The organism is Methylobacterium sp. OAE515 (genome assembly GCF_041806315.1).
GTDB classification, from domain to species: Bacteria; Pseudomonadota; Alphaproteobacteria; order Rhizobiales; family Beijerinckiaceae; genus Methylobacterium; species Methylobacterium tardum.
Genome location: NZ_JBGMUV010000001.1, coordinates 1,462,257 through 1,485,727, shown reverse-complemented (window position 1 = coordinate 1,485,727; position 23,471 = coordinate 1,462,257). Strand labels below are relative to the sequence as shown.

Genomic DNA, 23,471 nt, shown 5'->3' with positions numbered 1-23,471 from the left:
CGCACGGCCCAGCATAACGCTGCGCGTGCCCCGGAGGCGCGAGAGGTGCGTCGGTCCGGTCCGTCCCTCGATCCGGCCTGTTTCAACCCCAGGCGCCCAGGGCGCCGAACGGCGGTTGACGGCAATTTCCCCTCGAACCCATCCGCCTCGGCGACGAGGCCGGCACCACGCCCGACAGGTTTGACGTCGGGCGAGGCGCCGCCGGGACCACGGGCACGGAGAACGACGTCGGCCGCCATGCCGAGAGTCCGACATGGCCAACAAAATGCTGATCGACGCGATGCACTCGGAGGAGACCCGAGTCGTCACGGTTCACGGGTCTAGGGTCGAGGAGTTCGACTTCGAAGCCGCCAACCGGCGTCAGCTGCGCGGCAACATCTATCTCGCCAAGGTCACCCGGGTGGAGCCGTCGCTCCAGGCGGCCTTCGTCGAGTACGGCGGCAACCGCCACGGCTTCCTGGCCTTCAACGAGATCCACCCCGACTACTACCAGATCCCCCTCGCCGACCGGCAGGCGCTCCTCGAGGAGGAGGCCCGCGACGCCGAGGAGCACCGCGAGCGCGAGGAGCGCCGCCGCCGCTCGCCCCGCCGCTCCCGCGGTCGCCGCGCCGAGGCCCGCGCCCGCAGCGTCGACGAGACGGTGAGCACCGAGGACGCGCACGAAGCCGCGCAGGTCGAGGGTGACGAGGGTCAGGCCGCGGAGCGCGCCGAGACGCCCCCGGAGGCCGGGATCGCGCCGGCCGGCATGCCCGACACGCTCGCCGAGAACCCCGAGGCGGTGCAGGAGGCGCTCGCCTCCGAGACCGCGGCCGGGGATATCGCCGAGCCGGCGCAGGGCGCCGAGCCCGCCGCCGAAGCCATCGACCCCGCCCCGGTCGCGGCGCAGGCCGAGGACGCCGCGACCGACCAGGACAGCCCGGTCGAGCCCGAGGCCCGGATCGCCATCGCGGAAGCGCTGACCGTGGCTGAGGCGCCGGCCGATACCGTCACGGCGGACGCGTCCGAGCCGGTCGCCGACGACGAGGCCGACGCGTCCTCCGACGAGGAGGATGCGGAGGACGAGGAGTCCGACGACGACGAGGATGAGGACGACGAAGACGAGTCCGACGAGGATGACGACTCGGACGAGGATGACGGCTCGGACGAGGATTCCGACGACCCCGACGCCGAGCCCAAGATCGCGCAGGTCGGCGGCAACGGCGACGCGCTGGCCGAGATCCCCGAGCGGCCCCGCCACTACCGCCGCCAGTACAAGATCCAGGAGGTGATCAAGCGCCGCCAGATCATCCTCGTGCAGGTGGTCAAGGAGGAGCGCGGCACGAAGGGCGCGGCGCTCACCACCTACCTGTCGCTCGCCGGCCGCTACTCGGTGCTGATGCCCAACACCGGCCGCGGCGGGGGCATCTCCCGCAAAATCACCTCGGCGGCCGACCGCAAGCGCCTCAAGGAGGTCGTGCAGGACCTGGAGGTCCCCGAGGGGATGGGCGTGATCCTGCGCACCGCCGGCGCCTCGCGCTCCAAGCCCGAGATCGCCCGCGACTTCGAGTACCTGATGCGCCTGTGGGAATCGGTCCGCGAGCTGACGCTGACCTCGATGGCCCCGGCGCTGGTCTACGAGGAGGGCTCGCTGATCAAGCGCGCCATCCGTGACCTCTACAACAAGGATCTGGACGAGGTTCTGGTCGCCGGCGAGGACGCCTACCGCGAGGCTAAGGACTTCATGCGGATGCTGATGCCCGGCCAGTCCAAGGTCGTGAAGCCCTACCGCGACCCGACGCCGATCTTCGCCCGCTTCGGGGTCGAGCAGCAGCTCGACGCGATGTTCTCGACCCACGTCTCGCTGAAGTCCGGCGGCTACCTCGTGATCAACCCGACCGAGGCCCTGGTCTCGATCGACGTGAATTCGGGCCGCGCCACCCGCGAGCACGACATCGAGGATACCGCCCTCAAGACGAACCTGGAGGCCGCCGAGGAGGTCGCCCGCCAGCTCCGCCTGCGCGACCTCGCGGGCCTGATCGTCATCGACTTCATCGACATGGAGGAGAAGCGGAACAACCGCGCCGTCGAGAAGAAGCTCAACGAGTGCCTGAAGAACGACCGCGCCCGCATCCAGGTGGGCCGGATTTCGCCCTTCGGCCTCATGGAGATGAGCCGCCAGCGCATCCGCACCGGCGTGCTGGAATCCTCCTCGATCCCCTGCGCCCATTGCGGCGGCTCGGGCTTCGTGCGCGCCACCGCCTCGGTGGCCCTGCACATCCTGCGCTCGATCGAGGAGGCGCTGCTCAAGTCGGCTTCCCACAACCTGGTCCTGCGCACCCGCACCGAGGTCGCCCTCTACATCCTCAACCAGAAGCGCGGGCACCTGCGCGAGCTGGAGGTGCGCTTCGGTGTCACCATCACGATCGCGGCCGACGAGCGCCTGGCGGCCACCGCGGCGTTCCAGCTCGACCGCGGCGAGCCGGCCCAGCGCGCGGAGGGCCCGGTGACGGGGGTACGCGCCCAGGCAATCTCGCCGACGACCGAGTTCGAGGACGAGGACGAGGAGGCCGACGAGGTCGAGGTCGAGGCCGAGGCCGAGGCGGAAACCGAGGGCGAGGCCGAGGAAGGCCACGCCGAGGCCCGCGAGGACGCGTCGCGCGAAGAGGGCGACGGCCGGCGGCGTCGGCGGCGTCGGCGTCGGCGCGGCGGTCGGCAGGAAGGCCGCTCGGAGGACGGCAGCGCCGAGGAGAATCGCCAGGCCGGCGAGCGCTCCGAGGAGGACGGCCCGGACGAGGAGTGGGACGGCGAGGAGCCGGCCGCCGACGAGCCGGCCCAGCCTGCCGTTGCGGCCGAGGCCGGGGATGCCGAGGAGGCGGTGGCCGGACCGGACGAGTCGGCCCGCGCGGACGACGAGGGTGGGCGCCGCCGTCGCCGGGGGCGCCGCGGCGGACGTGGGCGCGGCGAGGGCCGCGGCCGCGAATCCGCCGAGCAGGACGAGGCCCCGGAGGCTGCGGGCGAGGCGGTCGCTCTGCCGGCGGAAGAGCCGGTGAGCGCGCAGGCCGTGGCCGAGGCGGTCGAGGCCGCACCGGCGGCGAACCGCGACGAGGCTGCGGTGGACCTGCCGGTGGCATCTGCGCCGGATTCTGCGGCGCCGGAAGCCGCGGAGCCCGCCAAGGCCGCGGCCGAACCGGCGCCCGAACCCGTCGCGGTCGTGCTGACGCCCCCGTCCGATCCGGACCGGCCGAAGCGCGCCGGCTGGTGGTCCCGCACCAAGGCGGCTCTGACGGGCGAGTAATCTCAGGTGCCCCTGGACTGAATAGGTCCAGGGGCACCGTAATCGCGCACGACGACGTGAACGCTCTGCTGAATCCGCGATTCCAGCCGGGCGCAGAGACATGCCTCAACCTTCATCATTGGTTGAAGATTCGGTGCGACAGTCCCGCTGATTAATGCGTCGGAGGGAACCGCATGTTCAGTTTGCGCCGGCAGCGCCAGAGCCAGGACGCGGCCGTAACCCCGGTGAAGGCGATTGCCGCGACCGAGGTGCCGCCCGCTGCTCCTGCCGAAACGAGCCCTCGCCCCGAGACGGCCCCAGCCGTCGATCGCGAGTGGCTGTCCCTTCTGGCCCGTCTGTCCGCCTCGGCTTCGGATGCCGGGACCTCGATCGGCTGGATGACGCACGACGCCTCCGGCACCGCCGAGCAGGCCCGGTTGATCGCCGCTGCCAGCGAGGAACTCGCCGCCACAACCGGTGAGATCGCGGCCCGCTCCTCCTCGGCGGCCGAGACCGCCGAGGCGGCCCGGGCGGGTATCGCCACCTGCGTCGGCGACCTGCATCGCGCCACCGAGGGCATGCGCGGGATCGAGGAAGGCACCGAGGAGATCGGCGGCCGGCTCGACAGCTTCTCGGTCGCGGCCCTGCGGATCGAGGAGATGGCCGGCACCATCGCGGCGATCTCCGCCCAGACCAACCTCCTGGCGCTGAACGCCACGATCGAGGCGGCCCGGGCCGGCGAGGCGGGCCGCGGCTTCGCGGTCGTCGCCGCCGAGGTCAAGACCTTGTCGGCGCAGACCGCCAAGGCGACCGACGAGATCCGCGCCCGTGTGAACGGCCTGCGCGAGGAGATGGCCGCGATGCAGGCGGCGGTCACGCGCAGCCGCAACGCGGTCGAGGCCGGCGCCGCCGCCATGGTGCGGGCCAATGCCCGGGTCGAGACGGAGAGCGGCGCCGTGGCGAATGTCGCCGCGCAGATGCGGGAGGCCTCCGAGATCCTAGGCCAGCAGATCCTGGCGACCGGCGACATCGCCCGCAATGTCGGCCGGATCGCCGAGGGCACCGACAAGGCGCGGCGGGAGATCGGCGACGCCCTGAGCCAGCTCGAGCAGATCGAGGATCTGGGCCGGACCCTGCTCGACCGGCAGAAGGCGGAGGCCGTGCACGACCGCCTGGCCCGCATCCCGGCCGATTGCGCCGCGTGGCGCCGCGCCATCGCGGCGACCCTTGTGGGGATGCGCTCGGCGGACAACCCGCCGGCGGGCATCGCCGCCGATTCGACGCGGCCGGCCGGCCTTGAGGCGCCGCTGACGCGTGCCCGCGAGCAGGCGGCGGCCCTCATCCGCCACGTGCGCGCCCATGCCTGGGACGAGGCCACCACCGCCTTCGTCGCCTTCGAGGCGGCGATCAAGGACGCCCGCGCGGCCGTGGCCTGAGCCACTTTCAGGCGTCGATCAGGCGATCGAGGCGCATGCGGGTAATCTGCGCGACCTCGTCCAGCGCGGTCGCCTCCTCGGCCGCCGGATCCCGCCCGATCCGGGCCTCGAACACCGCCAGGATCTCGGCCCGGCTCCGGCCGCGCACCGCGATGATGAACGGGAAACCGAACCGCGCCCGGTAGGCGGCGTTCAGGCGGTCGAAGGCTGCTGCGTCGGCCTCGGTCATGCGGTCGAGCCCGGCGCCGCCCTGCTCGCTCGCCGAAGCCGCCGTCAGGCTGCGCGCCCGCGCCTCCGGTCCGGCGAGTTCCGGATGGCCGTTAAGGAAGGCGCGCCGCGTCTCCGCGGGGACCGCGCGGACCGCCCGCATCATCGCGGCGTGCAGGGCCGCGACGCTGGCGAACGGCCGCTCGTGCCAGGCGGCCCAGGCCACCCAGGCGGCGTGCTCGAACACGCCTCCGAGGAGGCCCACGAAGGCGTCCTCCTCCATCCGGTTGACGGCGGCGAGATCGGGCACGGGCCTCAGCTGCCGCGATAGGTGGTGAAGCTGCCGGGCGCACAGAGCATCGGCACGTGATAATGCTGCTTCGGGTCGAAGATCGCGAAGCGCACCACGGGATTGTCGATGAAGATGTCGGCCTCGTCGGTGCCGGCACGATCCCGGAAATAATCGTCGACGTGGAAGGCCAGCTCGTACTGGCCGGCCTTGGCCTCGTTCGCCGCCAGGATTGGCGCGTCGGTCCGCCCGTCGGCGTTGGTCACCACGCTCTTCAGGAGCCGCCACGTCTCCCCGTCCAGCACCGAGAAGTCGATGCGGACCCCGGCGGCGGGGCGCCCGCGATCGGTGTCAAGGACGTGGGTCGAGATGCCGGCCATGCCTGCGGGGTCCTCAGCGAAGCGGTTCGGAGCGGGCGTCAGCTGCCGCGATAGTAGGAATAGCCCCACGGCGTGAACAGCACCGGCAGGTGGTAGCGCTGGCCGGCATCGCGGATCCGGAAGCGGATCGGCACGCGGCTGAGGAAGTTCGGGCTCGGCAGGATCACACCGAGGGCCGCGAAATACGCCTCCACGTGCATCAGCAGCTCGTACTGGCCGGGCTTGAGGGCGTCATCCACGAGGAGCGGCTCGGCCGGCCGACCGTTGGCAGCGGTGGTGACGGTCTTGAGCAGCCGGTAGGTGTCGCCGTCGCGCACGGACAGGTCGCAGACCATCCCGGCCCCCGGCGTGCCGTGGAAGTTGTCGATGGCGTGCAGCGTCAGGCGCGGGCCGAGGCCCGCCTGCGAGACCGGGCCGGCGGTGAGCGTCCCGGGCTTGCCCGGCGCCCCCGGCGCCTGGGCGTGCGCGACGTTCCCGGACGCGGCGGCCGCGACGCCGCCGAGGCCGAGTGCGGCGAGGCTTCGACGGGTCAGGGCAAGGGGCTCCGCGTGTGGCGCCTGCCGCTCCTCGGGCGCAGGACGATCGATCGGAGATGGTACAGGCGACACGGGGCTGCGCTCAACCGCACGCCGCAGCGGCGGCCGGAGGAACCTGCGCCGCCCTCTTGCGACAGATCGGCCCCATCCCGCACGCTCCCGGCTCACCAGACCGGGGGACGACGCAAGGGCCGCGCCAGGGAAGCGGCCTTACCAGCGGCCTTCCGCCTGGCGCTGACGGAGGGCGCGTTCCTCCGCGCTCGGGGGCTTGGTGGCGAAGCTGCCGGTTCGAACCGCGCCGCCGCGCGCGAAGGACGCGAAGTGGACGCCGTTCGGCGCGTGCGCCTGCTCGATCAGCGTCCACGATCGGGCTGCCGCCGGATCGTCCGCGTACCAGCGCTTGCCGCGGCCGAGCATGACCGGGAAGGTGATCAGCACGATCCGGTCGATGAGCCCTGCCGGGAGCAGGGCCGGGTACAGCAGGCTGCTGCCCTGGATGAGGAGATCGGGACCGTCGCTATCCTTGAGGCGCGTGACCTCCGCGACCGGATCGCCGACGAGACGCTGGCTGTTGTTCCAGTCCAGCGACCGGTCGGACGACGTCACGACATGCTTGCGCACGGCATTGAAGGTCGCCCCGATTGGCTGGTCACCGTTGTGCGGCCAGTAGGCGGCGAAGATCTCGTAGGTCCGCCGCCCGAGCAGCAATTCATAATCGCTCCCGAGCAGCCGACTCATCGGGCCGTCGAGGGACTCGTCGAAGTACGGGAAGGTCCAGCCGCCGTGCCGGAACCCGGTCTGGTCCTCCTCAGGCCCGCCGGGCGCCTGGATCACGCCGTCGAGCGACTGGAATAGGGAGCCGGTGATCTCACGCATCGGCGGAGCCTCCGCGCAGGGCCGCTTCGATCCGGGCGATGTCGATCTTGCGCATGGTCATCATCGCCTCGAACGCGCGCCGCGCCGCGGCCCGGTCGGGATCGCTGTTGGCGCGCAGGAGCGCCCGCGGCGTGATCTGCCACGAGAAGCCCCAGCGGTCCCGGCACCAGCCGCACTGGCTCTCCTCCCCGCCGCGGCCCACGATCGCGTCCCAGTAGCGGTCGGTCTCCGCCTGATCCTCGGTTAGCACCATGAAGCTGACCGCCTGATTGGCCCTGAAGGCGGGGCCGCCGTTGAGGCCGACGAACGGTCGGCCGAGCACGGTGAACGCGACCGTGAGTTCGGCGCCCGCGGACCCGCCCGGGAAATCCGACGGGGCGTTCATGGGGGCGCCGACATGGCTGTCCGGGAAGGTCTCGGCGTAGAATTCCGCGGCCCTGCGGGCCTCGCCGTGGTCGAACCACAGGCAGGTCGTCAGCTTGTCGCCGGTCATCGCGGGTCGCTCCCCTTCACGCTGCGTTGCGCGGGCCGGCGAGGCCGAGCCTGTTGCCCGCCGGATCGGCGATGTTGGCCGAGTAGCTGCCGCCGGGGATCGGGTCGGGCCCCTGGAGCACCGTGCCGCCTGTTTCCCGGACGGTCGCGAGCGCGGCGTCGATGTCGGCGACATGGACGTACCAGTTCCACCGTGCCGGGGTGCCGGTCGCCGCGCTCGACATTACCGCGCCGGGGCGCAGGTCGCCCCGCCCGATGAAGGCGTACTCGCCCATCGCGCCCATTGGCATGGCGCCAAGCTTCTCCCAGCCGAACAGCGCGCCGTAGAACGCGAAGGCGCCCGCGGGATCGGGGGTGGCGAGCTCGATCCAGACGCCGTGGCCGACGGTCGGCTGCGTCCCGAGCGGCACCGGCCCGAAGGCCCGGCTCTCCCCGGGATCGGTCGCCGCCAGGAGCGCGAAGACCACGTCCTGCGGGTCGCTGATCATCGCGAAGCGGCCGACATGGGGGATGTCGACCGGCCCGAACCGGACCCGACCCCCGAGTTCCACCACCCGCCCGGCGGCGCCATCGACGTCGCGGGTGGCGAGATAGACCGCCCATCCGGGGAAGCCGGGCGCCTCCGGCATCGTCTGCCGGATCCCCGCCACGGGGTGCCCGTCGGCCGCGCCGATCCGGTATCCGCCGTGCTCGGGCATGGGCGAAGGCGCGACGTGCCAGCCCGCGACCGCCTCGTAGAAGGCCTGAGCCGAATCCGGATCGCCGGCGTTCAGCTCGAACCAAACGGGCGTCCCCTCGGAAATGGGCATCGGGCGCATTCCTCCGTGTGAGTGGGCACGTTGGCCCAGCGCGGCGCGTTTCTCGCGGCGATTTGTGTGGCGGCGATTCGTCCGGCCCCGCTTTGCACAAGCTGGCAGTCTCGGTTACACAAAGCAACCATGCAGTCAGAAAAAATAACTAACGTCGGACCGAGCTCGCGGGAGCGCCGCTACGACGATGCCTGCGGCACCGCCCTGGCCCTGGAATTCATCGGCGAGCGCTGGTCGCTGCTGATCATGCGCGAGCTCGTGTTCGGCCCACGCCGCTTCGGCGAGATCCGGGCGAATCTCGCAGGCCTGAGCGCCAACGTGCTGACCCAGCGCCTGGAGAGCCTCGAGGAGGCCGGCATCGTTCTGCGCTACCGGCTGCCGTCGCCCGCCAGCGTCCAGGTCTACGATCTGACGGAGTGGGGCCGCGAGGCCGCGCCGCTGATGCGCGCCATGGGGCGCTGGGCGGCGCGCTCGCCGCGGCACGACCGGAGCCTGTTCATGTCGGCGGCCTCGGCCATGATGTCGCTCCAGGCCCTGGTCGATCCGAAGCGCGCCGCGTCGCTGACCGTGTCGGCCGGATTTCACTTCCCCGGCGAGGATTTCGTTGCGACCGTCGAGGGCGGCGAGGTTCACGTACGCCGCGGTGTCATGGACGCGCCCGACCTCGCCTTCACGGGCGATACGCGGGCGCTGCGCCGGACGATCTACGGCAAGGCGCCCCTCGCCCGGGACGGAGCCGGCGGCACGCTCGCCTTCGCGGGCGAGGCCGATCTCGCGCGCGCCTTCGTCGACCTGTTCACGCTGCCTGCCAAGAGGGCCTGAGCGGCGGCGCAAGCCGGCCCACCCGGGCCGCGACCGGCCTGCGCCCCGTTGGGCCGCGCTCTAGCTCGGCGGCGGGTCGGATTGGGCGGGCGGCGGCGTGTCGGTGGTCTTCTGGCGCTCGCGCTCCTTGCGCAGCTCCCGTTCGGCCAGGAGCCAGAACTCGATCTCAAATCCCTCGGGCCGGTGATTGCGCTCCCACAATTCGTAGGCGCGCTCGCGGATCTGCTCGAAGGTGATGGCATCCGGCGCCCGGGGCGGCGGAGGCGCGCGCGGGGAATCGGGCACAGGCGAAGACCCAGGGGGCTGAGGCGGGCGCCCCGGGGCCGAAGCCCCCGGGGACGGATGAAGGTCGGGCTTCACGTCGTCGCCGCCGGCGGCGATCAGGGGGCCGGCCTGTCGAGATAGGCGGCCACGCTGGTGATCCGGCTGCCCACCATGGTGACGGCCTTGCGCAGCCGCTCCTCGCTCACTCCGAAGCGATGGGCCCAGGCCTCGCGCACGGTCCGGTCGTAGATGTCGATATGGGTCTTGCCTCGCGCTTCAGTGGACATGCTGTGCCCGCTCCGGTCTGTCGGTGCGCCGCGGCTGTGCCGGGCTGTCTGCCGAGACAACCGGACGTCCCCGGATTCGGTTGCTGCCCCGGGGCGCGGCCGGGGCCTGTCCGTCGCGGGGTCAGTGCGCCGTCGTCACGGGCTGCGGGACCGGGTCCAGCAGCGGCTCGGCCTCCGGCGCCTCCTGCCGGACCCGGGCGGCCACGAAGGCGGTTAGCAGCGGCACCAGCAGGGCGGTGACCACGACGCTCGCCGCGACCAGCACCGTCGCGGGCCCGGCGGCATCCGCGTAGGCCGGGTTGGCGGCCGCGATGATGGCCGGCACGGCGGCGGCGTTGCCGGCCGTCGAGGCGGCGGCGACGCCCGCCACGCCATTGCCGCCGGTGAGCCGGTCGGCGACGAACAGCACCGCCCCCGTCACGACGACGACGGCCACGCCCAGCCCGATGCCGAGCAGGCCCGCCTGCCAGATCTTGGCGAGGTCGAGCCCGAAGCCGAGGGCGAAGGCGAAGAACGGGATCATCACCGGCGCGGCGCTCGACAGGAAGGCGCGCATGTCGCGGTCGAGGTTGCCCAGAACCATGCCGATGAGCAGCGGCAGGATGCTGCCCACCAGCGTCGGCCACGGGAAGGCGGAGAGGCCGGCCAGCCCCAGCGTCACCATGGTCAGGAACGGGCCGGATTCGAGGCTCATGATCGCGTAGGCGCCCGCATCCTTCGGGCGGCCGAACTGGCCCATCAGGGCGAGGTAGAGCCCGCCATTGGTGTCGTTCATGGCGGCCACGATCGCCAGCGTCGAGATGCCCGCGAAGGCGCCGCTGAGGACCGGAGCCTCGCCGAGGAAGTGCCCGACCACCACGCCCATGAGCGCCGCCACGCCGACCTTGGCGGCCAGCAGCACCCCGCCCTTGCGGGCGATCGCCGGGGTGGCGCGGAAGTCGATGCCCGCGCCCATGCAGACGAAGAACACGGCGAGGATCGGGAGCGCCCCGTTGAACAGGGCGCCGGTGAACGAGCCGAAGAAGGTCGCGGTGTTCGGGAAGAGCGTGTGGAGGATCGCCCCGAGGAACAGCGGCACGACCATCAAGCCGCCGGGGACGCGCTCCAGCGAGCGCTTGATCGGAATCTGCATGGGTCGTCCTCCGGTGCGGCCTCTGTCCCGGGCCTGACACCCGCAAGTCCCCCCGGCCGCCTGCTACAACCTTTCGACAAGTGCGTGCAACACGCCGCCTCGCACGTCGCTCGGCCGGTGTCCTTGTCGACAAATCGTTGACAAGCGTGCGGCTTCCACGCTGACTTGGCCGAGCGCGGACGGAGGTGCTTCGGGATGTCGTCAGCCCTGCCCGACGAAGCGGAGGCCTCCGATCCGGCATCCCGTCCCGTCACGGTGCCGGTGCGGCCGACCGCTCCGGCCGACGGTATCTACCGCGCGATCCGCGCGGGCATCGCCAACGGCACCTACGCGGCCCACGCCCGCCTACCCGGCGAGCACGACCTCGCACGCCATTTCCGGGTCTCGCGCCCGGTGGTGCGGGCGGCCCTCGATCAGTTACGCCGGGAGGGTGCCATCGTCTCGCGACAGGGGGCGGGCAGCTTCGTCCGGCCGCGCGGGGCCAGCCCCGCGCCGGGTTTCGCGCCGGTGGAGAGCATCGCCGACATCCAGCGCTGCTACGAGTTCCGCCTGACGATTGAGCCGGACGCCGCCGGCCACGCCGCGGCGCGGCGCGACGCGACCGCCCTGGCCCGGATCGAGGCTGCCCTCGACCTACTCACCGTCGCCACCCGTCAGGAGCAGCATCGGGAGGACGCCGATTTCGCCTTCCACCACGCGGTCGCGGCGGCCGCCAACAACCATTACTTCGCGGCCTCCCTGCAGGCGCTGCAATCGCACATCGCGATCGGCATGAAGATCCACGGCCTCGCCCTGCTCGGCCCGAATTCCGGCTTGCGCGGGGTGCTGGAGGAGCATCGCGGGATCTTCGCGGCGATCCGCGACGGCGATGCCGCGGTCGCCCGCGCCCGCATGGACGCCCATATCCGCCGCTCGCGCGACCGCCTGTTCGAGGGGCGGCTCCTCGACCTGTCGATGTCGCCGCCGTGAGTATCCGGCGCGCCGGTGTCGCGACGAGGCAGGCGGTTTCCGACAGATCACCTCGTCATTCCAGGACTGCGAAGCAGGGCCCGAAATCCAGAACCGCCGACGCGGCCGGTCCTGGCACCGCAGCGGTTCTGGTTTCCGGGCGCCGCTGTGCGGCCCCGGAATGACGGTGCGGTTTGATCGCCACCGTTCCGGCGGCCTCGTCAGCACGCGACGCCCTCTGCGGCGTTCCTTGACCGGCGACGCGAGTCGGGCGTATCCGGCGAACAGCTTCACAACAAGTCAGGGCTGTGCCCACCGCGAGGATCCTCAGGATGCGTGCCGAAGCCGGCGCTGCTGCCATCGGACCGGCCGGCGATCCGGCCGCCGGCCGCAAGGACCGGCACAGGCGCGGCTCGGGCCATGCCGCGGTGAATGCCTCTCGCGCATCATGACCCGCCTGCGCCTCATCGCCGACGACCTGACCGGCACCCTCGACACGGCGGCCGGCTTCACCGGCCTGTGCGGGCCGATCCCGGTGGCGTGGCCGGAGATCCTGCCCGCCGAGGCGCCCGGCTGCCTGGCGATCGACTCCGGGACCCGCGAGCTGTCGGAGGGGGCTGCCGCCGGGATCGTCGGCGGCCTCGCGCCCCGGCTGCGCGACGCCGACATCGCCTTCAAGAAGGTCGACAGCCTGCTGCGCGGCCCCTGGGCGGCGGAACTCGCCGCCGTGATGCGCCTCGGGGCCTGGGATCGCTGCATCGTCGCGCCCGCCTTCCCCTATCAGGGCCGCCGCACGGAGAATGGGCGCCAGCTCGCCCGGCGGGACGGTGGCTGGGCGCCGGTCTCGAGCGACATCGCCGAGGCGCTGCGGGCGGTCGGGCTGCCGGCGCGGCGGGCCTCCGTCGCCGACGGGCCGGTTCCGGGCGTCGCGGTCTACGACGCGGACAGCGACGCCGATCTGGCGCAGGTGGCGGAGCTCGGCCGGGACGGCGCTGTGCTGTGGTGCGGCAGCGGCGGCCTCGCGGCGGCCCTGGCGCGCGGCGTCGCGGCCCCGAGCGACGCGCGTCTCGCCGGCCCGGTGCTCGGCCTGTTCGGCTCCGACCGGCCCGAGACCGCCGCGCAGCTCGCGGCCTGCGGCGGCCACCACCTCATCCTGCCACCGGACCACCCGGACCACGCCGGCGCCGTGCGGACGCGCCTCGACCGGGACGGCGTTGTCCTGGCGAGCCTCGCCCTGCCCGACGGCACCGCCCGGGAGGACGCGGCAGCGCGGATCGCCGCAGCTTTCGCGGGCGTGGTCGACCGGATGCCGAAGCCCGGCACGCTGCTGGTCGCCGGCGGCGAGACCCTGAAGGCGCTGTGCCTCGCGCTCCAGGTCGAGCGCCTCGACGTGACCGGCCAGATCACCCCCGGCCTGCCGCGTTCGACCCTGCGGGGCGGCCGCTGGGACGGTCTCGCGGTGGTGTCGAAATCGGGCGCCTTCGGAACGGAGGGCGTCTGGCGCGATCTACTTCATCGGAACGGCCTCAGACCGGGCTGACGCCCGACAGGAGCGACCCATGACCCAACACCTGGCCATCACTATGGGCGATCCGGCCGGCATCGGCCCGGAGATCATCGTCAAGGCCGCTTCCCGCCTGAAGGACCGGATCGACGCCGGCGACCTGCGCCTGATGGTCATCGGCAGCGCCCCGGCCCTGCGCCGCGCCGAGGCCGCGCTGAAGCTCCTGCCGGAGCAGATCGCCGAGGTCGCCGAGGACGGCGACTGGCCGGCCCTGTGCTGCCTTCAGGCGGATGCCGAGGGCGCGCCGATCGAGCCGGGCCGACTCTCGGCCGATGGGGGGCGCTTCGCCTACAAGGCGATCGAGGCCGGGGTGCGCCTCGCCATGGCCGGCAAGATCGGCGGCATCGTCACGGCGCCGCTCAACAAGGAGGCGCTCAACAAGGCCGGCTACCATTATGCCGGCCACACCGAGATGCTGGCGGAGCTGACCGGCGTGCGCGGCTCGGTGATGATGCTGGCCCACGGCAACATGCGGGTCTCCCACGTCACCACCCACGTGGCCCTGGAGGACGTGCCGAAGCGCCTGACCCCGGAGCGCCTGCGCCTCGTCATCGACCTCACCGACAAGGCCCTGAAGGGGCTCGGCCTCGCGAAGCCCAAGATCGCGGTGGCGGCGCTCAACCCCCATGCCGGCGAGGGCGGCCTGTTCGGGCGCCAGGACATCGATGTCAGCACCCCGGTGATCGAGATGGCCAACGCCGACGGGCTCGACATCCACGGGCCGGTGCCGGGCGACACCGTGTTCGTGAAGCTGCGCGCCGGCCAGTACGATGCGGTGATCGCCATGTACCACGATCAGGGGCACATCCCGGTGAAGCTCCTCGGCTTCGAGATCGACCCGGCGACCGGCAAGTGGATGGATCTGTCGGGGGTGAACATCACCCTGGGCCTGCCGATCATCCGCACCTCGGTCGATCACGGCACCGCCTTCGACATCGCCGGCACGGGCATCGCCAACGAGCGCAGCCTGATCGAGGCGATCGAGTTCGCGGAACGGCTCGCCGCCAATCGGGTGGCGTGAGGCGACGGGCCGTCATCCCGGGGCCGCGAAGCGGAGCCCGGGATCCAGACCCGCCGATGCGTCAGATCCTGGCTCTGCCAGCGCTTCTGGATTCCAGGCTCGCCTGCGGCGCCCCGGAACGACGGCGCGGATCAGAGACCACACCGTCTGTTTCACGTGAAACAAAACAGGAACGCTGGCTGCTCAACGTGCCTCCACCCGGCCACCCTCCTCCATCGCCTCGCACACGAAGGGCGAGGGCGGCGCCTCGACGCTGCGCCAGCGGGCGTAGCGCCACGGGCGGTACCAGGCCGAACCGTCCGGCAGCCGCTCCGGCACGAGGTCGATGCCGTGGGTGCCGAGCGGGCCGCAGCGGCAGATCCGCGCGAAGCCCATCCAGCCGCCGGGCCAGAGCCCGTGCCGGGTGATCGCCGTGTCGGTGTACTCGGAGCAGCTCGGCCAGTGCCGGCACTGGCGGCCGATCACCCCCGACAGCGTGAGCTGGTAGCCGCGGATCAGCCCGTGCGCGGCGCGCCGGATCACGCGCTCACGCGGCCTGGCGCTTGGCGGCGATCTGGTCAAGGGCGTCGACCACGGCGTCGAAGGTCAGGAGCGTCGAGGCGTGGCGCGCCTTGAACTCCCGCACCGGCTCCAGCACCGCGAGATCCGACCAGGCGCCGTCCGGGGCAGGGCCGTTCTCCTTGAGCATCGCCCGCATGGCCGCGCGCACGCCGCGCAGTTCGTCCGCGCTGGCGCCGACCACGTGCCGCCCCATCAGCGACGAGGAGGCCTGACCGAGGGCGCAGGCGCGGACCTCGTGGGCGAAATCCGCCACCCGTCCGTCCTCGCCCAGCACGAGATCGACCGTCACGGTCGAGCCGCACAAACGGGAATGCGCCGTGGCGCTGGCGTCGGGGCTCTCCAGCCGGCCGAGCCGGGGGATGTCGGCGGCGAGTTCCAGGATACGGCGGTTGTAGATGTCGTCGAGCATCGGATCCTCGGCCGGGTGCGCGGAGCGCGGCGCAGAGCCCTCGGGACTCTGCCGCGCGACTCGCGCATTGCCTGCGCATTGCGTGTTGCCCCGCGAACGATGATATAGGCCCCTCACGGCCGCTTCGCGAGGAGGCGCGTCGTCGACCAGGGTCGCGCCCACGGCCGGGGTGAGCCCAGGCTCTCTTCCAACCGGGGCGCCGGCTTGAAACCTTTTTCGAGCCCGGGATCTTCCCTCAAACGCCCGACGCGATCCGACGATGTACGCCAAGCCCGACAGCACCCCGATGAAGTCCCGCATCGCGCGGGCCGGAGATGCCATGGATGCCGCGCTCAAGTCCTTATCCTATCAGGGCGACGGCCAGGGTTTCGACCGGAACGGGATCAACGGGCAAGGTCTGAACGGCATGCGCAATGACAATCGGCCGGCCGATGACGGCCGCTCCGTGGAGATCGCTCCCGAGCCGGCCTCCGCGACCCGCGTGCCCGACGGGATCGAGACCGGCCGCCCGAGCCGCGCCGAGGCCGAGGCCGCCGTGCGCACGCTCCTGCGCTGGGCCGGCGACGACCCGGCCCGGGAGGGCCTGCGCGATACCCCGGCCCGGGTGACCAAGGCCTACGAGCAGCTGTTCGGCGGCTACGGCGTCAATGCCGAGGCGCTGCTCGAACGCGTCTTCGAGGAGGTCGAGGGCTACTCGGACATCGTGCTGGTGCGCGACATCCCGTTCCATTCCCACTGCGAGCACCACATGGTGCCGTTCATGGGCCTCGCCCACATCGCCTACTACCCGACCAAGGGCGTGGTCGGCCTGTCGAAGCTCGCCCGGGTGGTCGACACCTTCGCCCGCCGCCTGCAGACGCAGGAGACCATGACGGCCCAGATCGCCGACGTGATCGAGAGCATCCTCAAACCCCGCGGCGTCGCCGTGATGGTGGAGGCCGAGCATCTCTGCATGGCGATGCGCGGCGTCCAGAAGGCCGGCGTCTCGACGATCACCAGCCAGTTCCGCGGCGTGTTCAAGGACGACGCCAACGAGCAGGTCCGCTTCCTGACCCTGGTGCGCGGCGGCGCCAAGTAACCTCCCGGACGATCCTCGGCGCCATGACCGGCAGCGACAGCGCATTCGATCCCCCCGGCACCCGCGCCGAGGTCGAGGAGGGCACGGCCCTCACCCCCCGCTTCGACCGGGACGGGCTCGTCGCCTGCATCGCGGTCGACGCCGAGGACGGCCGCGTGCTGATGCTCGCTTATATGAACGCCGAGTCGCTGGCGCGCACGCTCGAGACCGGCGAGGCCTGGTACTGGTCGCGCTCCCGGCAGGAACTCTGGCACAAGGGCGCCACCAGCGGACAGATCCAGCGCGTCGTCGAGATGCGTGTCGATTGCGACCAGGACGCTCTGCTGATCCGCGTCGCGGTCGGCGGCGACGGCGGCTGCTGCCACACCGGCCGGCGGGATTGCTTTTACCGCAGCGTCGAGCGTGCCCCGGACGGCCGTGTCGTCCTGAAGGCCGCCGGGCGATGAGCCGGCCCCTTGCCACAAAGTGGCAAGGCGAATCGGCCGAGTCGCTGTTCCTCCCCGGCACCGTCGAGCCGGTCCGGCCGCCGCCGAGCGCCGGTCCGCGGATCGGGCTCGCCCTGGGTGGCGGCTCGGCCCGTGGCTGGGCCCATATCGGGGTGATCCGGGCGCTCGAGGAAGCCGGCCTGACGCCGACAGTGGTGGCGGGCTGCTCCATCGGCGCGGTGGTCGGCGCCTGCTACGCGGCCGGGCGGCTCGACCGGCTCGAGGCCTTCGCGCGGGCGCTGACCCGACGCCGGGTGGTCGGGCTGATCGACCCGCGGCTGCCAGGCTCCGGCCTGATCGCCGGCAACCGCCTGCGCCAGCGCCTCGCCGCCGATCTCGGCGAGCGCCGGATCGAGAGCCTGCCGGTCCGCTTCGGCTGCGTCGCCACCGAGTACGGCACCGGCCACGAGGTCAGCCTGACCGAGGGGCCTGCGGTGGACGCGGTGCGCGCCTCCTACGCGATCCCCGGCCTGTTCCCTCCGGTCGCCCATGACGGACGGGTGCTGATGGACGGGACGCTGGTCAACCCGGTGCCGGTGGCTCTGGCCCGGTCGCTCGGCGCGGATCTGGTGATCTGCGTGAACCTCAACGGCGACACCGGCGGCCCGGTCGTGCGCGAGGCGCCCGAGCCGGCCCCGCGCCGGGGCTTCCTGCGGGTGGTGCGCGGGCGCCTGCCGGGCTTCGACCGGGCCGAACCCGAGATCGCCGTGCCGGGCATCGCCCGGGTGGTGCTCGACGCGTTCAACATCACCCAGGACCGGATCTCCCGGGCGCGGCTGGAGCGCGACCCGCCGGACGTGGCCATCGGCCCGGACGTGGCCGGCTTCGGCCTGTTCGATTTCCATCGCGCCGCCGAGGGGATCGCCCTGGGGCACCGGGCCGCCCGGGCGGCGCTGCCGCGGATCCGGGCCGTGCTGGAGGGGGCGGCGGCACGGGCGTGAGCGGCGGACGCTCCATCGTGATCAAGGTCGCGGAGACCAGCTTCTCGACGCGGCATTTCCCCCATCGCTTCGGGCAATCCATCGTCCGTCAGCCGACGGAAAGTCATCATCGAATACCATCTCCCATCGCCTTTTTGACAGTTTATACTTTATTAAAAATAATCGACGGCCTCATAATTGCGCATGATTTTGTGACATGCAATCATCGCGCGCTGCGTCAGCAGAGTGTCCGTAGCTGACGCAGGCAAGTCACCCTCGCGACGCGCCAAGAACCCTTTCGCAACCTGCTTCATGAGTGCCTCGCGGGCCTACGCGGCGGGAGGTATCAGCATGGATCATGATACGATGCGCCGGGCGACGGCCGAGTTCTTCGGCACGTTCTGGCTCACCTTTGGCGGCTGCGGCGCCGCCGTCTTGTCGGCCGCGTTCCCCGAACTCGGGATCGGTTTCCTGGGTGTCGCGCTCGCCTTCGGTCTCACGGTGCTCACGATGGCTTACGCCGTGGGCCACATCTCAGGCGGCCACTTCAATCCTGCCGTGACGCTTGGACTCTGGTCGGGCCATCGGTGCGCGACGCGGCACGTTCTGCCCTATATCGGCGCTCAGGTGATCGGTGCCGTCCTCGCCGCAGGGATCCTTTACAGTATCGCCTCCGGCAAGGCGGGCTGGGTTCCGAATGGCTTCGCGTCCAACGGCTATGGCGAGCTCAGCCCCGGCAAGTACGGCCTCGCAGCCTGCCTGATCACCGAGTTCCTGACGACATTCTTCTTCCTGTTCATCATCATCGGCACGACGTCGAAGGGCGCCGCGGTGGGATTTGCCGGGATCCCGATCGGCTTCACCCTGGTGCTGATCCACCTCGTCTCGATCCCGGTGACCAACACTTCGGTCAACCCGGCGCGCAGCACCGGACCGGCCCTGATCGCGGGCGGCGCGTACATCGGTCAGCTCTGGCTGTTCTGGCTGGCGCCGATTGTGGGCGCGATGGCGGCGGGGGCCTTGGCCCGGTGGCTGTATGAACCCGCGGATATCGTCGAGACGACCGTGGTCGAGAAGCAGGCCGCCGTCTGAGCGCAGCTCTCCTCCGGACGAGGGCGACCCGGATCGGCGCTGCGCATCCCAGCGGCCTCACAACGGCTGCAACAGGTGGTCCCGCGGCCGGCCAGCGGACCTTCGAAGACCCGCCTCAGGCCGTGAGCAGCCCGGGCCGCGAGACGCCGCGCTGGAATTTCAGGGCGCGCGGCGATCTCGACCCCGCTCACATTCCGCCGGCCCGGCCCCCCGGCGACGATGCGGCGCGCGACGTTGCAGGCCTCTTCGTGCCCATCCGTTGCGAAGCGGACGGTCTATTATTTCGCCGAATACCCTTGCCAAAATTGATCAAAGCCAGCCTGCAACAGATTTATTCACCTACTGATCACAAATCACTCGCGTGCTTCTCGGAAGTTGCGCTGACAAGAGTGGCCCACATTCAGGCGGCCTTCCGCTCGACCGCCCGAATCATGCGACCCGGTTTCGCGGCACACCCCTCGCGCAAGCCGACGACAGCGACTGGCCGAAACGACCCGGCGCCGTGAAGGGATTGAGATGGGGCCGTCCGTGACTGTGGACCGCGCCCGAACCCTGCGACGTGACGCAGTCGCCGATCAGAATCACTTTCAAATCAACTGATTTCGTCACCTATTTCCACGATACATCCTCTGAGTCTAACCAATATTAATTGACGACGACGGATCATCACTGTACTCGACGCCATATATAACGGAATAGCGCCCGACAAGGAGTGCATCCGATGGAAACGCTTTGCCGAAATAGGGCGGGATACGCGCCGACTCTGGCAGCACTCGCGTCGATCGCCTGCTTCGCGCCGCCGGCCTCTGCGCAGAGCGCGGGCGGTAAGCCTCCCGCCGATGCCGCCGCGCCGGGCAGCGCAAGCGATGCGGATCCCGCGCGGGGCAAGACGGCAGATCTGTTCGTGGCCACGCACGATGTGTCCGGAAAGCTCGGGACCCCGCTTCCGCTGGATGTCAGGCTTGTCCGCGTGGGTGCGATCTCCATCGAGGCCATCCATCTGCTCGGCCTGCCCCGAGGCGTGACGATCAGCGACTCCACCAACACCTTCTCGCCGTCCGACGACAAGCGGGAGGTGGACATCAGCGCGTGGGATCTTCCGAATATCCAGATCACCCAGACCGACGGGCGCGAGAGCAGCTTTCCGCTCGCCGTCGCGGCGATCTGGACGCCGGAGCCCGGTGGGCAGGTCGATGTTGCGACGAGCCTCCTCAACGTCAATTTCCTCCCCAACGATCCTGACCGGCCCGTGACCGCCGGCGACGGGCCGCGCGGCTCCGATTCGCCACCGGCACCCACGCGCGGCGCGCCGTCGGCCACCCCGGTCATCGCCAAGGCCGCGGCGCCCGATGCGGCGGTCACGACCGCGGGCGCCGGCGTGCCGCCGGCCAGCGGTACGCCGACCGAGACCATTGCGGCGATCGATCGCCCGGCGCCGCCGGCCGTCGTCGAGAGGCGGCCGACCGCCGAGGGCGAGTCCGGGCGGCTCGCGCATCCCCCGGGGACCGCCCAGCCGACGCCGCAGGTCGACCCGCTGGTGGAGCGCGCCAGGGGCCTGATCCGGCGCGGCGACATCAGCGGCGCCCGCCTCCTGCTGGAGCGTGCACAGGCGCGCAACGCGGCGGACGCGACCTTTCTCCTCGCCCAGACCTGGGACCCGGCCATGCTGCGGCGCTGGAACGTGCGCGGCCTGCGGGCCGATCCGGATCTCGCCCGAAGTCTGTACGCGAAGGCTGCGGGTCAGAACCCGACCGACGAGCGGCTGCTCGCCGCGACGGGCCGCTGACCCCGCGCCCTGACCACAATCCGACGATCACCGAGGGACACGCACATGCCGAGGCTTGCCCGATACGCTGCCCTTCTCGGGCTCGCCCTGATGGCGTCCGGCCCCGCCGCCGCCGCCTCCGACTCCTCGCCTCCCGATAGCGGCCCGACAACGGAGGCCGCTCTCGGCGAGCGCATGAACGCCAACACCGTGACGGTGGTGACCGGCACGCCCGGCGGAACCTATTTCCGCGTCGGTGCCGATCTCGCCTTCGTGCTGGACGACGGCGACAAGCTTCGGGTCCTGCCGATCCTCGGCAAGGGGGCGGGCGAGAATGCCTACGACATCCGCTTCCTGAAAGGCGTCGACCTCGGCTTCGTCCGCACCGACACGCTGGAGCAGCTTCGGCAGGACAAGCGGCTCAAGAACATCGAGCGGCACATCCAGTTCATCGCCAAGCTGTTCGATGACGAACTCCACGTCATCGCGCCCAAAGAGGTCCGGACGGTCGGCGATCTGGCCGGCAAGCGGGTCAGCTTCGACGTCAAGGGCAGCGGCACCGACTACAGCGGCAGGGCCATGTTCCGCGAACTCGGCGTGACCGTGGAGGCGATCAACGTCGACCAACCGACCGCCCTCGAGATGCTGCGCAAGGGCGAGATCGCGGCCGTCGTGTCGGTGGCGGCGAAGCCCGTGGCCTTCATCGCGGGCTTCGATCCGGGGGACCGCTTCCACTTCGTGAAGGCGCCCTACCCGGACACGATGAACGAGGCCTACATCCCCGCGGCCCTGACCCGGGCCGATTACCCGAAGCTCGTGGCCGACGAGGCGGTGGAGACCGTCGCGGTGGGCACGGTCCTCGGCGTCTACAACAGTCCGCGGGGCTCGGCGCGCTACGACAAGCTCGTCCGCTTCGTCGACGCCTTCTTCGGCCAGTTCGACAAGTTCCTGGCTCCGCAGCGGCATCCGAAATGGCGCGAGGTCAACCTGGCCGCCTCGGTGAACGGCTGGACGCGCTTCCGGCCCGCGCAGGACTGGCTCGATCGCCACCGGGAGCAGGAGGCCGCCGACCGGCCGGATCTCGACCGGTTCTTCCAGTCACAGCCCAACCGGAAGGCCGGGAAGGAAGAGATCTACCAAGCCTATCTGAAATGGCGGCAGGGCCAGTGATCGCCGCTCAACAGCCGCGCAGATGCGCCACCAACCGCGCGGCCCCCGCCTCCGGCGCCCCCGTGTTGAGGATCCGCACATCCGGCTCGACCTGCCCCTCCCGCGCCAGGCGCGCGGCGAGGTCGCCGTCCTCCGGACGGCCGCGGGCCGCGAGGCGCTGCGCCAGGATCTCGGGGGGCGCGGTGATCTCGACCACGCTCACAGGCCGGCCGGCCGCCCGGGCCTCGGCGACGATGCGGCGCGAGACGTTGCAGACCACCACGTGCCCGTCCGCCGCGAGCCGGCCCGCCGCCTCCGGCAGGGCGTAGCCGAGGCCGTGGGCGCGCCAGCTCAGGGTGAACCGGCCCGCCGCGCAGCCCTCGGCGAAGGCGGCCTCGTCGATCTGGTCGTTGTCCTCGTCCGCCGAGGGCGGCCGCGTTACGAGGCGGCGCGGGAAGACGTAGCGCGGATCGTCGGCCAGAGCCTCGCGGGCCAGCCGGATCAGCGTGTCCTTGCCGGCCCCGCTCGGGCCGACCACGAGGACGAGGCAGCCCGGCATCAGGCGACCCGCGCCCCGGCGCGCCAGACCGCGCGGACCACCGGCACGCCCTCGGCCCGCTGCACCCGCACGAGGTCGGCCCGCAGGCCGGCCTGCAGGGCGCCGCGGTCGGTCAGGCCGGTGGCCCGGGCCGGGTTCGCCGTGACGGTGGCGAGCGCCGCCGGCAGGGTGATGGCGGGAATCTGCTCGGGCAGCAGGAAGGCCGCCATCAGCAGGCTCGCCGGCACGTAATCCGACGACAGGATGTCGAGGCGCCCGGCCTCGGCCAGGGCGGCGGCGGCGACGTTGCCCGAATGCGAGCCGCCGCGGATCAGGTTCGGCGCCCCCATCATCACGGTGATCCCGTGCCGGTGGGCGGACTCGGCCGCCTCCAGGGTGGTGGGGAACTCGGCGAGCCGCACCCCCTCGCCGACCGCGAGATCGACATCCGCCAGGGTGGTGTCGTCGTGGCTCGCCAGCGGGATCCCCATCTCGCGGGCGAACTGGACGAGCGCCGGGCGGTTCTTGGCGTTCAGCGCCCGGCCGTCGCGGATCTTGCGCTCGGTGTTGGCGCGGATCTCCTCCATGGGCCGGCCGCCGCGGGTGGCGTAGGTGTAGTACTTCTCCATGTCGCGGAACTGCCGCTGGCCCGGGGTGTGGTCCATCAGCGAGATCAGCCCCACGGGATAGCGGGCCGTGAAGGAAGCCACCGTGTCGAGCACGTCGGTGGAGGGCAACTCGCAGCGCAGGTGCGTGAAGTGCTCGGCCCGGAACAGGTCGCCGGCCCGGGCGGTGGCGATGGCGCCCGCGAGCTGCTCCAGCTCGGAGCCGAGGCCGCTGCCGTCCGGATCGCTGCCGGCGCGCAGCGAATCGAACACCGTGGTGATGCCCGAGGCGGTGATCTGCGCGTCGTAGGCGAGCACCGCGCCGAGCGGGTGCCAGCGGACCTTGGGGCGCGGCGCGTAGTGGCTCTCCAGATGATCGGTGTGCAGCTCGATCAGCCCGGGGATCAGGTAATCGCCGGCGCAATCGAAGCCGCGCGCGGGCGCCCGGCCCTCGCCGATCTCGGCGATCGCCCCGTCGGAGACGGCGAGCCAGCCGCGCTGCACCCGGTCGGGCAGGACCAGGGTGGCGTTCTCGAGGATCAGGTCGTCCATC

The 23,471-nt window shown here is 71.6% G+C and carries 25 protein-coding genes; 12 read left to right on the top strand and 13 right to left on the bottom strand.

The window, feature by feature from the left end; translation table 11 throughout:
• Positions 1 to 253: 253 nt before the first annotated feature.
• Together ABIE45_RS07335 and ABIE45_RS07330 are read left to right on the top strand one after the other, a co-directional pair.
• A complete protein-coding gene (locus ABIE45_RS07335) occupies positions 254 to 3,274 on the top strand; it encodes a ribonuclease E/G (protein ID WP_192706104.1) in 3,021 nt (1,006 codons plus the stop codon).
• 173 nt (positions 3,275 to 3,447) lie between these two features.
• Complete coding sequence (locus tag ABIE45_RS07330) at positions 3,448 to 4,689, top strand: methyl-accepting chemotaxis protein (protein WP_192706103.1); 1,242 nt, start codon at positions 3,448 to 3,450, stop codon at positions 4,687 to 4,689.
• Between the two features lie 7 nt (positions 4,690 to 4,696).
• Here ABIE45_RS07330 and uraD read toward each other — a convergent pair whose 3' ends face one another.
• The 6 genes from uraD to ABIE45_RS07300 form a co-directional block, all read right to left on the bottom strand.
• The gene (uraD, locus tag ABIE45_RS07325; RefSeq protein WP_192706102.1) at positions 4,697 to 5,206 is read right to left on the bottom strand and encodes a 2-oxo-4-hydroxy-4-carboxy-5-ureidoimidazoline decarboxylase; all 510 of its coding nucleotides are present in this window, start codon (positions 5,204 to 5,206) and stop codon (positions 4,697 to 4,699) included.
• A gap of 5 nt (positions 5,207 to 5,211) precedes the next feature.
• Positions 5,212 to 5,565 (bottom strand): hydroxyisourate hydrolase, encoded by a 354-nt coding sequence (gene uraH, locus ABIE45_RS07320; protein WP_192706101.1) that lies wholly within the window; start codon positions 5,563 to 5,565, stop codon positions 5,212 to 5,214.
• Between the two features lie 38 nt (positions 5,566 to 5,603).
• Positions 5,604 to 6,173 (bottom strand): hydroxyisourate hydrolase, encoded by a 570-nt coding sequence (uraH, locus tag ABIE45_RS07315; protein ID WP_373622225.1) that lies wholly within the window; start codon positions 6,171 to 6,173, stop codon positions 5,604 to 5,606.
• Positions 6,174 to 6,311: 138 nt separating this feature from the next.
• Positions 6,312 to 6,977: a dihydrofolate reductase family protein gene (locus ABIE45_RS07310; RefSeq protein ID WP_192706100.1), complete on the bottom strand. Its 666-nt coding sequence runs from the start codon at positions 6,975 to 6,977 to the stop codon at positions 6,312 to 6,314.
• Complete coding sequence (locus ABIE45_RS07305; protein WP_192706099.1) at positions 6,970 to 7,470, bottom strand: VOC family protein; 501 nt, start codon at positions 7,468 to 7,470, stop codon at positions 6,970 to 6,972. Before ABIE45_RS07305 ends, ABIE45_RS07310 begins: the two co-directional genes overlap by 8 nt.
• A gap of 16 nt (positions 7,471 to 7,486) precedes the next feature.
• On the bottom strand, positions 7,487 to 8,278 hold the full coding sequence (locus ABIE45_RS07300) for a VOC family protein (RefSeq protein WP_192706098.1): 792 nt from the start codon (positions 8,276 to 8,278) through the stop codon (positions 7,487 to 7,489).
• Between the two features lie 129 nt (positions 8,279 to 8,407).
• Here ABIE45_RS07300 and ABIE45_RS07295 point away from each other — a divergent pair, with 129 nt between their 5' ends.
• Positions 8,408 to 9,100: a transcriptional regulator gene (locus tag ABIE45_RS07295; RefSeq protein WP_192706097.1), complete on the top strand. Its 693-nt coding sequence runs from the start codon at positions 8,408 to 8,410 to the stop codon at positions 9,098 to 9,100.
• 60 nt (positions 9,101 to 9,160) lie between these two features.
• On the opposite strand, the gene ABIE45_RS07290 is transcribed toward ABIE45_RS07295, so the two are convergent.
• The 3 genes from ABIE45_RS07290 to ABIE45_RS07280 all read right to left on the bottom strand — a co-directional run bounded on the left by ABIE45_RS07290 (position 9,161) and on the right by ABIE45_RS07280 (position 10,783).
• A complete protein-coding gene (locus ABIE45_RS07290) occupies positions 9,161 to 9,385 on the bottom strand; it encodes a DUF2934 domain-containing protein (protein ID WP_373622224.1) in 225 nt (74 codons plus the stop codon).
• A gap of 95 nt (positions 9,386 to 9,480) precedes the next feature.
• Positions 9,481 to 9,651 carry a DUF3606 domain-containing protein gene (locus ABIE45_RS07285; protein WP_192706095.1) on the bottom strand — a complete coding sequence of 57 codons (171 nt, stop codon included), beginning with the start codon at positions 9,649 to 9,651 and terminating at the stop codon, positions 9,481 to 9,483.
• Between the two features lie 121 nt (positions 9,652 to 9,772).
• Positions 9,773 to 10,783, bottom strand: a complete 1,011-nt coding sequence (locus ABIE45_RS07280) for a 2-keto-3-deoxygluconate permease (RefSeq protein WP_192706094.1) — start codon at positions 10,781 to 10,783, stop codon at positions 9,773 to 9,775.
• A 195-nt stretch (positions 10,784 to 10,978) separates the two neighbouring features.
• Here ABIE45_RS07280 and ABIE45_RS07275 point away from each other — a divergent pair, with 195 nt between their 5' ends.
• The 3 genes from ABIE45_RS07275 (at position 10,979) to pdxA (ending at position 14,316) form a co-directional block, all read left to right on the top strand.
• Complete coding sequence (locus tag ABIE45_RS07275; RefSeq protein WP_192706093.1) at positions 10,979 to 11,752, top strand: FCD domain-containing protein; 774 nt, start codon at positions 10,979 to 10,981, stop codon at positions 11,750 to 11,752.
• 427 nt (positions 11,753 to 12,179) lie between these two features.
• Entirely contained in the window at positions 12,180 to 13,271 is a 1,092-nt protein-coding gene (locus ABIE45_RS07270) for a four-carbon acid sugar kinase family protein (protein ID WP_192706092.1), read from the top strand.
• Positions 13,272 to 13,290: 19 nt separating this feature from the next.
• A complete protein-coding gene (gene pdxA / locus ABIE45_RS07265) occupies positions 13,291 to 14,316 on the top strand; it encodes a 4-hydroxythreonine-4-phosphate dehydrogenase PdxA (protein ID WP_192706091.1) in 1,026 nt (341 codons plus the stop codon).
• A 183-nt stretch (positions 14,317 to 14,499) separates the two neighbouring features.
• Here the strand turns inward: pdxA and yidD are convergent, their stop codons facing one another.
• Together yidD and ABIE45_RS07255 are read right to left on the bottom strand one after the other, a co-directional pair.
• Positions 14,500 to 14,838: a membrane protein insertion efficiency factor YidD gene (gene yidD / locus ABIE45_RS07260; protein WP_192706090.1), complete on the bottom strand. Its 339-nt coding sequence runs from the start codon at positions 14,836 to 14,838 to the stop codon at positions 14,500 to 14,502.
• A gap of 4 nt (positions 14,839 to 14,842) precedes the next feature.
• The gene (locus tag ABIE45_RS07255) at positions 14,843 to 15,286 is read right to left on the bottom strand and encodes an iron-sulfur cluster assembly scaffold protein (RefSeq protein ID WP_192706089.1); all 444 of its coding nucleotides are present in this window, start codon (positions 15,284 to 15,286) and stop codon (positions 14,843 to 14,845) included.
• Positions 15,287 to 15,692: 406 nt separating this feature from the next.
• On the opposite strand from ABIE45_RS07255, the gene folE reads away from it, so the two are divergent.
• The 6 genes from folE to ABIE45_RS07225 all read left to right on the top strand — a co-directional run bounded on the left by folE (position 15,693) and on the right by ABIE45_RS07225 (position 21,796).
• Positions 15,693 to 16,364 carry a GTP cyclohydrolase I FolE gene (gene folE / locus ABIE45_RS07250; RefSeq protein WP_373622853.1) on the top strand — a complete coding sequence of 224 codons (672 nt, stop codon included), beginning with the start codon at positions 15,693 to 15,695 and terminating at the stop codon, positions 16,362 to 16,364.
• A 23-nt stretch (positions 16,365 to 16,387) separates the two neighbouring features.
• Positions 16,388 to 16,810 (top strand): phosphoribosyl-AMP cyclohydrolase, encoded by a 423-nt coding sequence (hisI, locus tag ABIE45_RS07245; protein ID WP_192706087.1) that lies wholly within the window; start codon positions 16,388 to 16,390, stop codon positions 16,808 to 16,810.
• The gene (locus ABIE45_RS07240; RefSeq protein WP_192706086.1) at positions 16,807 to 17,790 is read left to right on the top strand and encodes a patatin-like phospholipase family protein; all 984 of its coding nucleotides are present in this window, start codon (positions 16,807 to 16,809) and stop codon (positions 17,788 to 17,790) included. Before hisI ends, ABIE45_RS07240 begins: the two co-directional genes overlap by 4 nt.
• A gap of 330 nt (positions 17,791 to 18,120) precedes the next feature.
• A complete protein-coding gene (aqpZ, locus tag ABIE45_RS07235) occupies positions 18,121 to 18,861 on the top strand; it encodes an aquaporin Z (RefSeq protein WP_192706085.1) in 741 nt (246 codons plus the stop codon).
• A 721-nt stretch (positions 18,862 to 19,582) separates the two neighbouring features.
• Complete coding sequence (locus tag ABIE45_RS07230) at positions 19,583 to 20,647, top strand: hypothetical protein (protein WP_192707302.1); 1,065 nt, start codon at positions 19,583 to 19,585, stop codon at positions 20,645 to 20,647.
• A 45-nt stretch (positions 20,648 to 20,692) separates the two neighbouring features.
• A complete protein-coding gene (locus ABIE45_RS07225; RefSeq protein ID WP_192706084.1) occupies positions 20,693 to 21,796 on the top strand; it encodes a TAXI family TRAP transporter solute-binding subunit in 1,104 nt (367 codons plus the stop codon).
• Positions 21,797 to 21,803: 7 nt separating this feature from the next.
• On the opposite strand, the gene phnN is transcribed toward ABIE45_RS07225, so the two are convergent.
• Positions 21,804 to 22,334 (bottom strand): phosphonate metabolism protein/1,5-bisphosphokinase (PRPP-forming) PhnN, encoded by a 531-nt coding sequence (gene phnN, locus ABIE45_RS07220; protein ID WP_192706083.1) that lies wholly within the window; start codon positions 22,332 to 22,334, stop codon positions 21,804 to 21,806.
• A complete protein-coding gene (locus ABIE45_RS07215) occupies positions 22,334 to 23,470 on the bottom strand; it encodes an alpha-D-ribose 1-methylphosphonate 5-triphosphate diphosphatase (protein ID WP_192706082.1) in 1,137 nt (378 codons plus the stop codon). The genes phnN and ABIE45_RS07215 overlap by 1 nt, the downstream gene beginning before the upstream one ends.
• Position 23,471 lies beyond the last annotated feature (1 nt).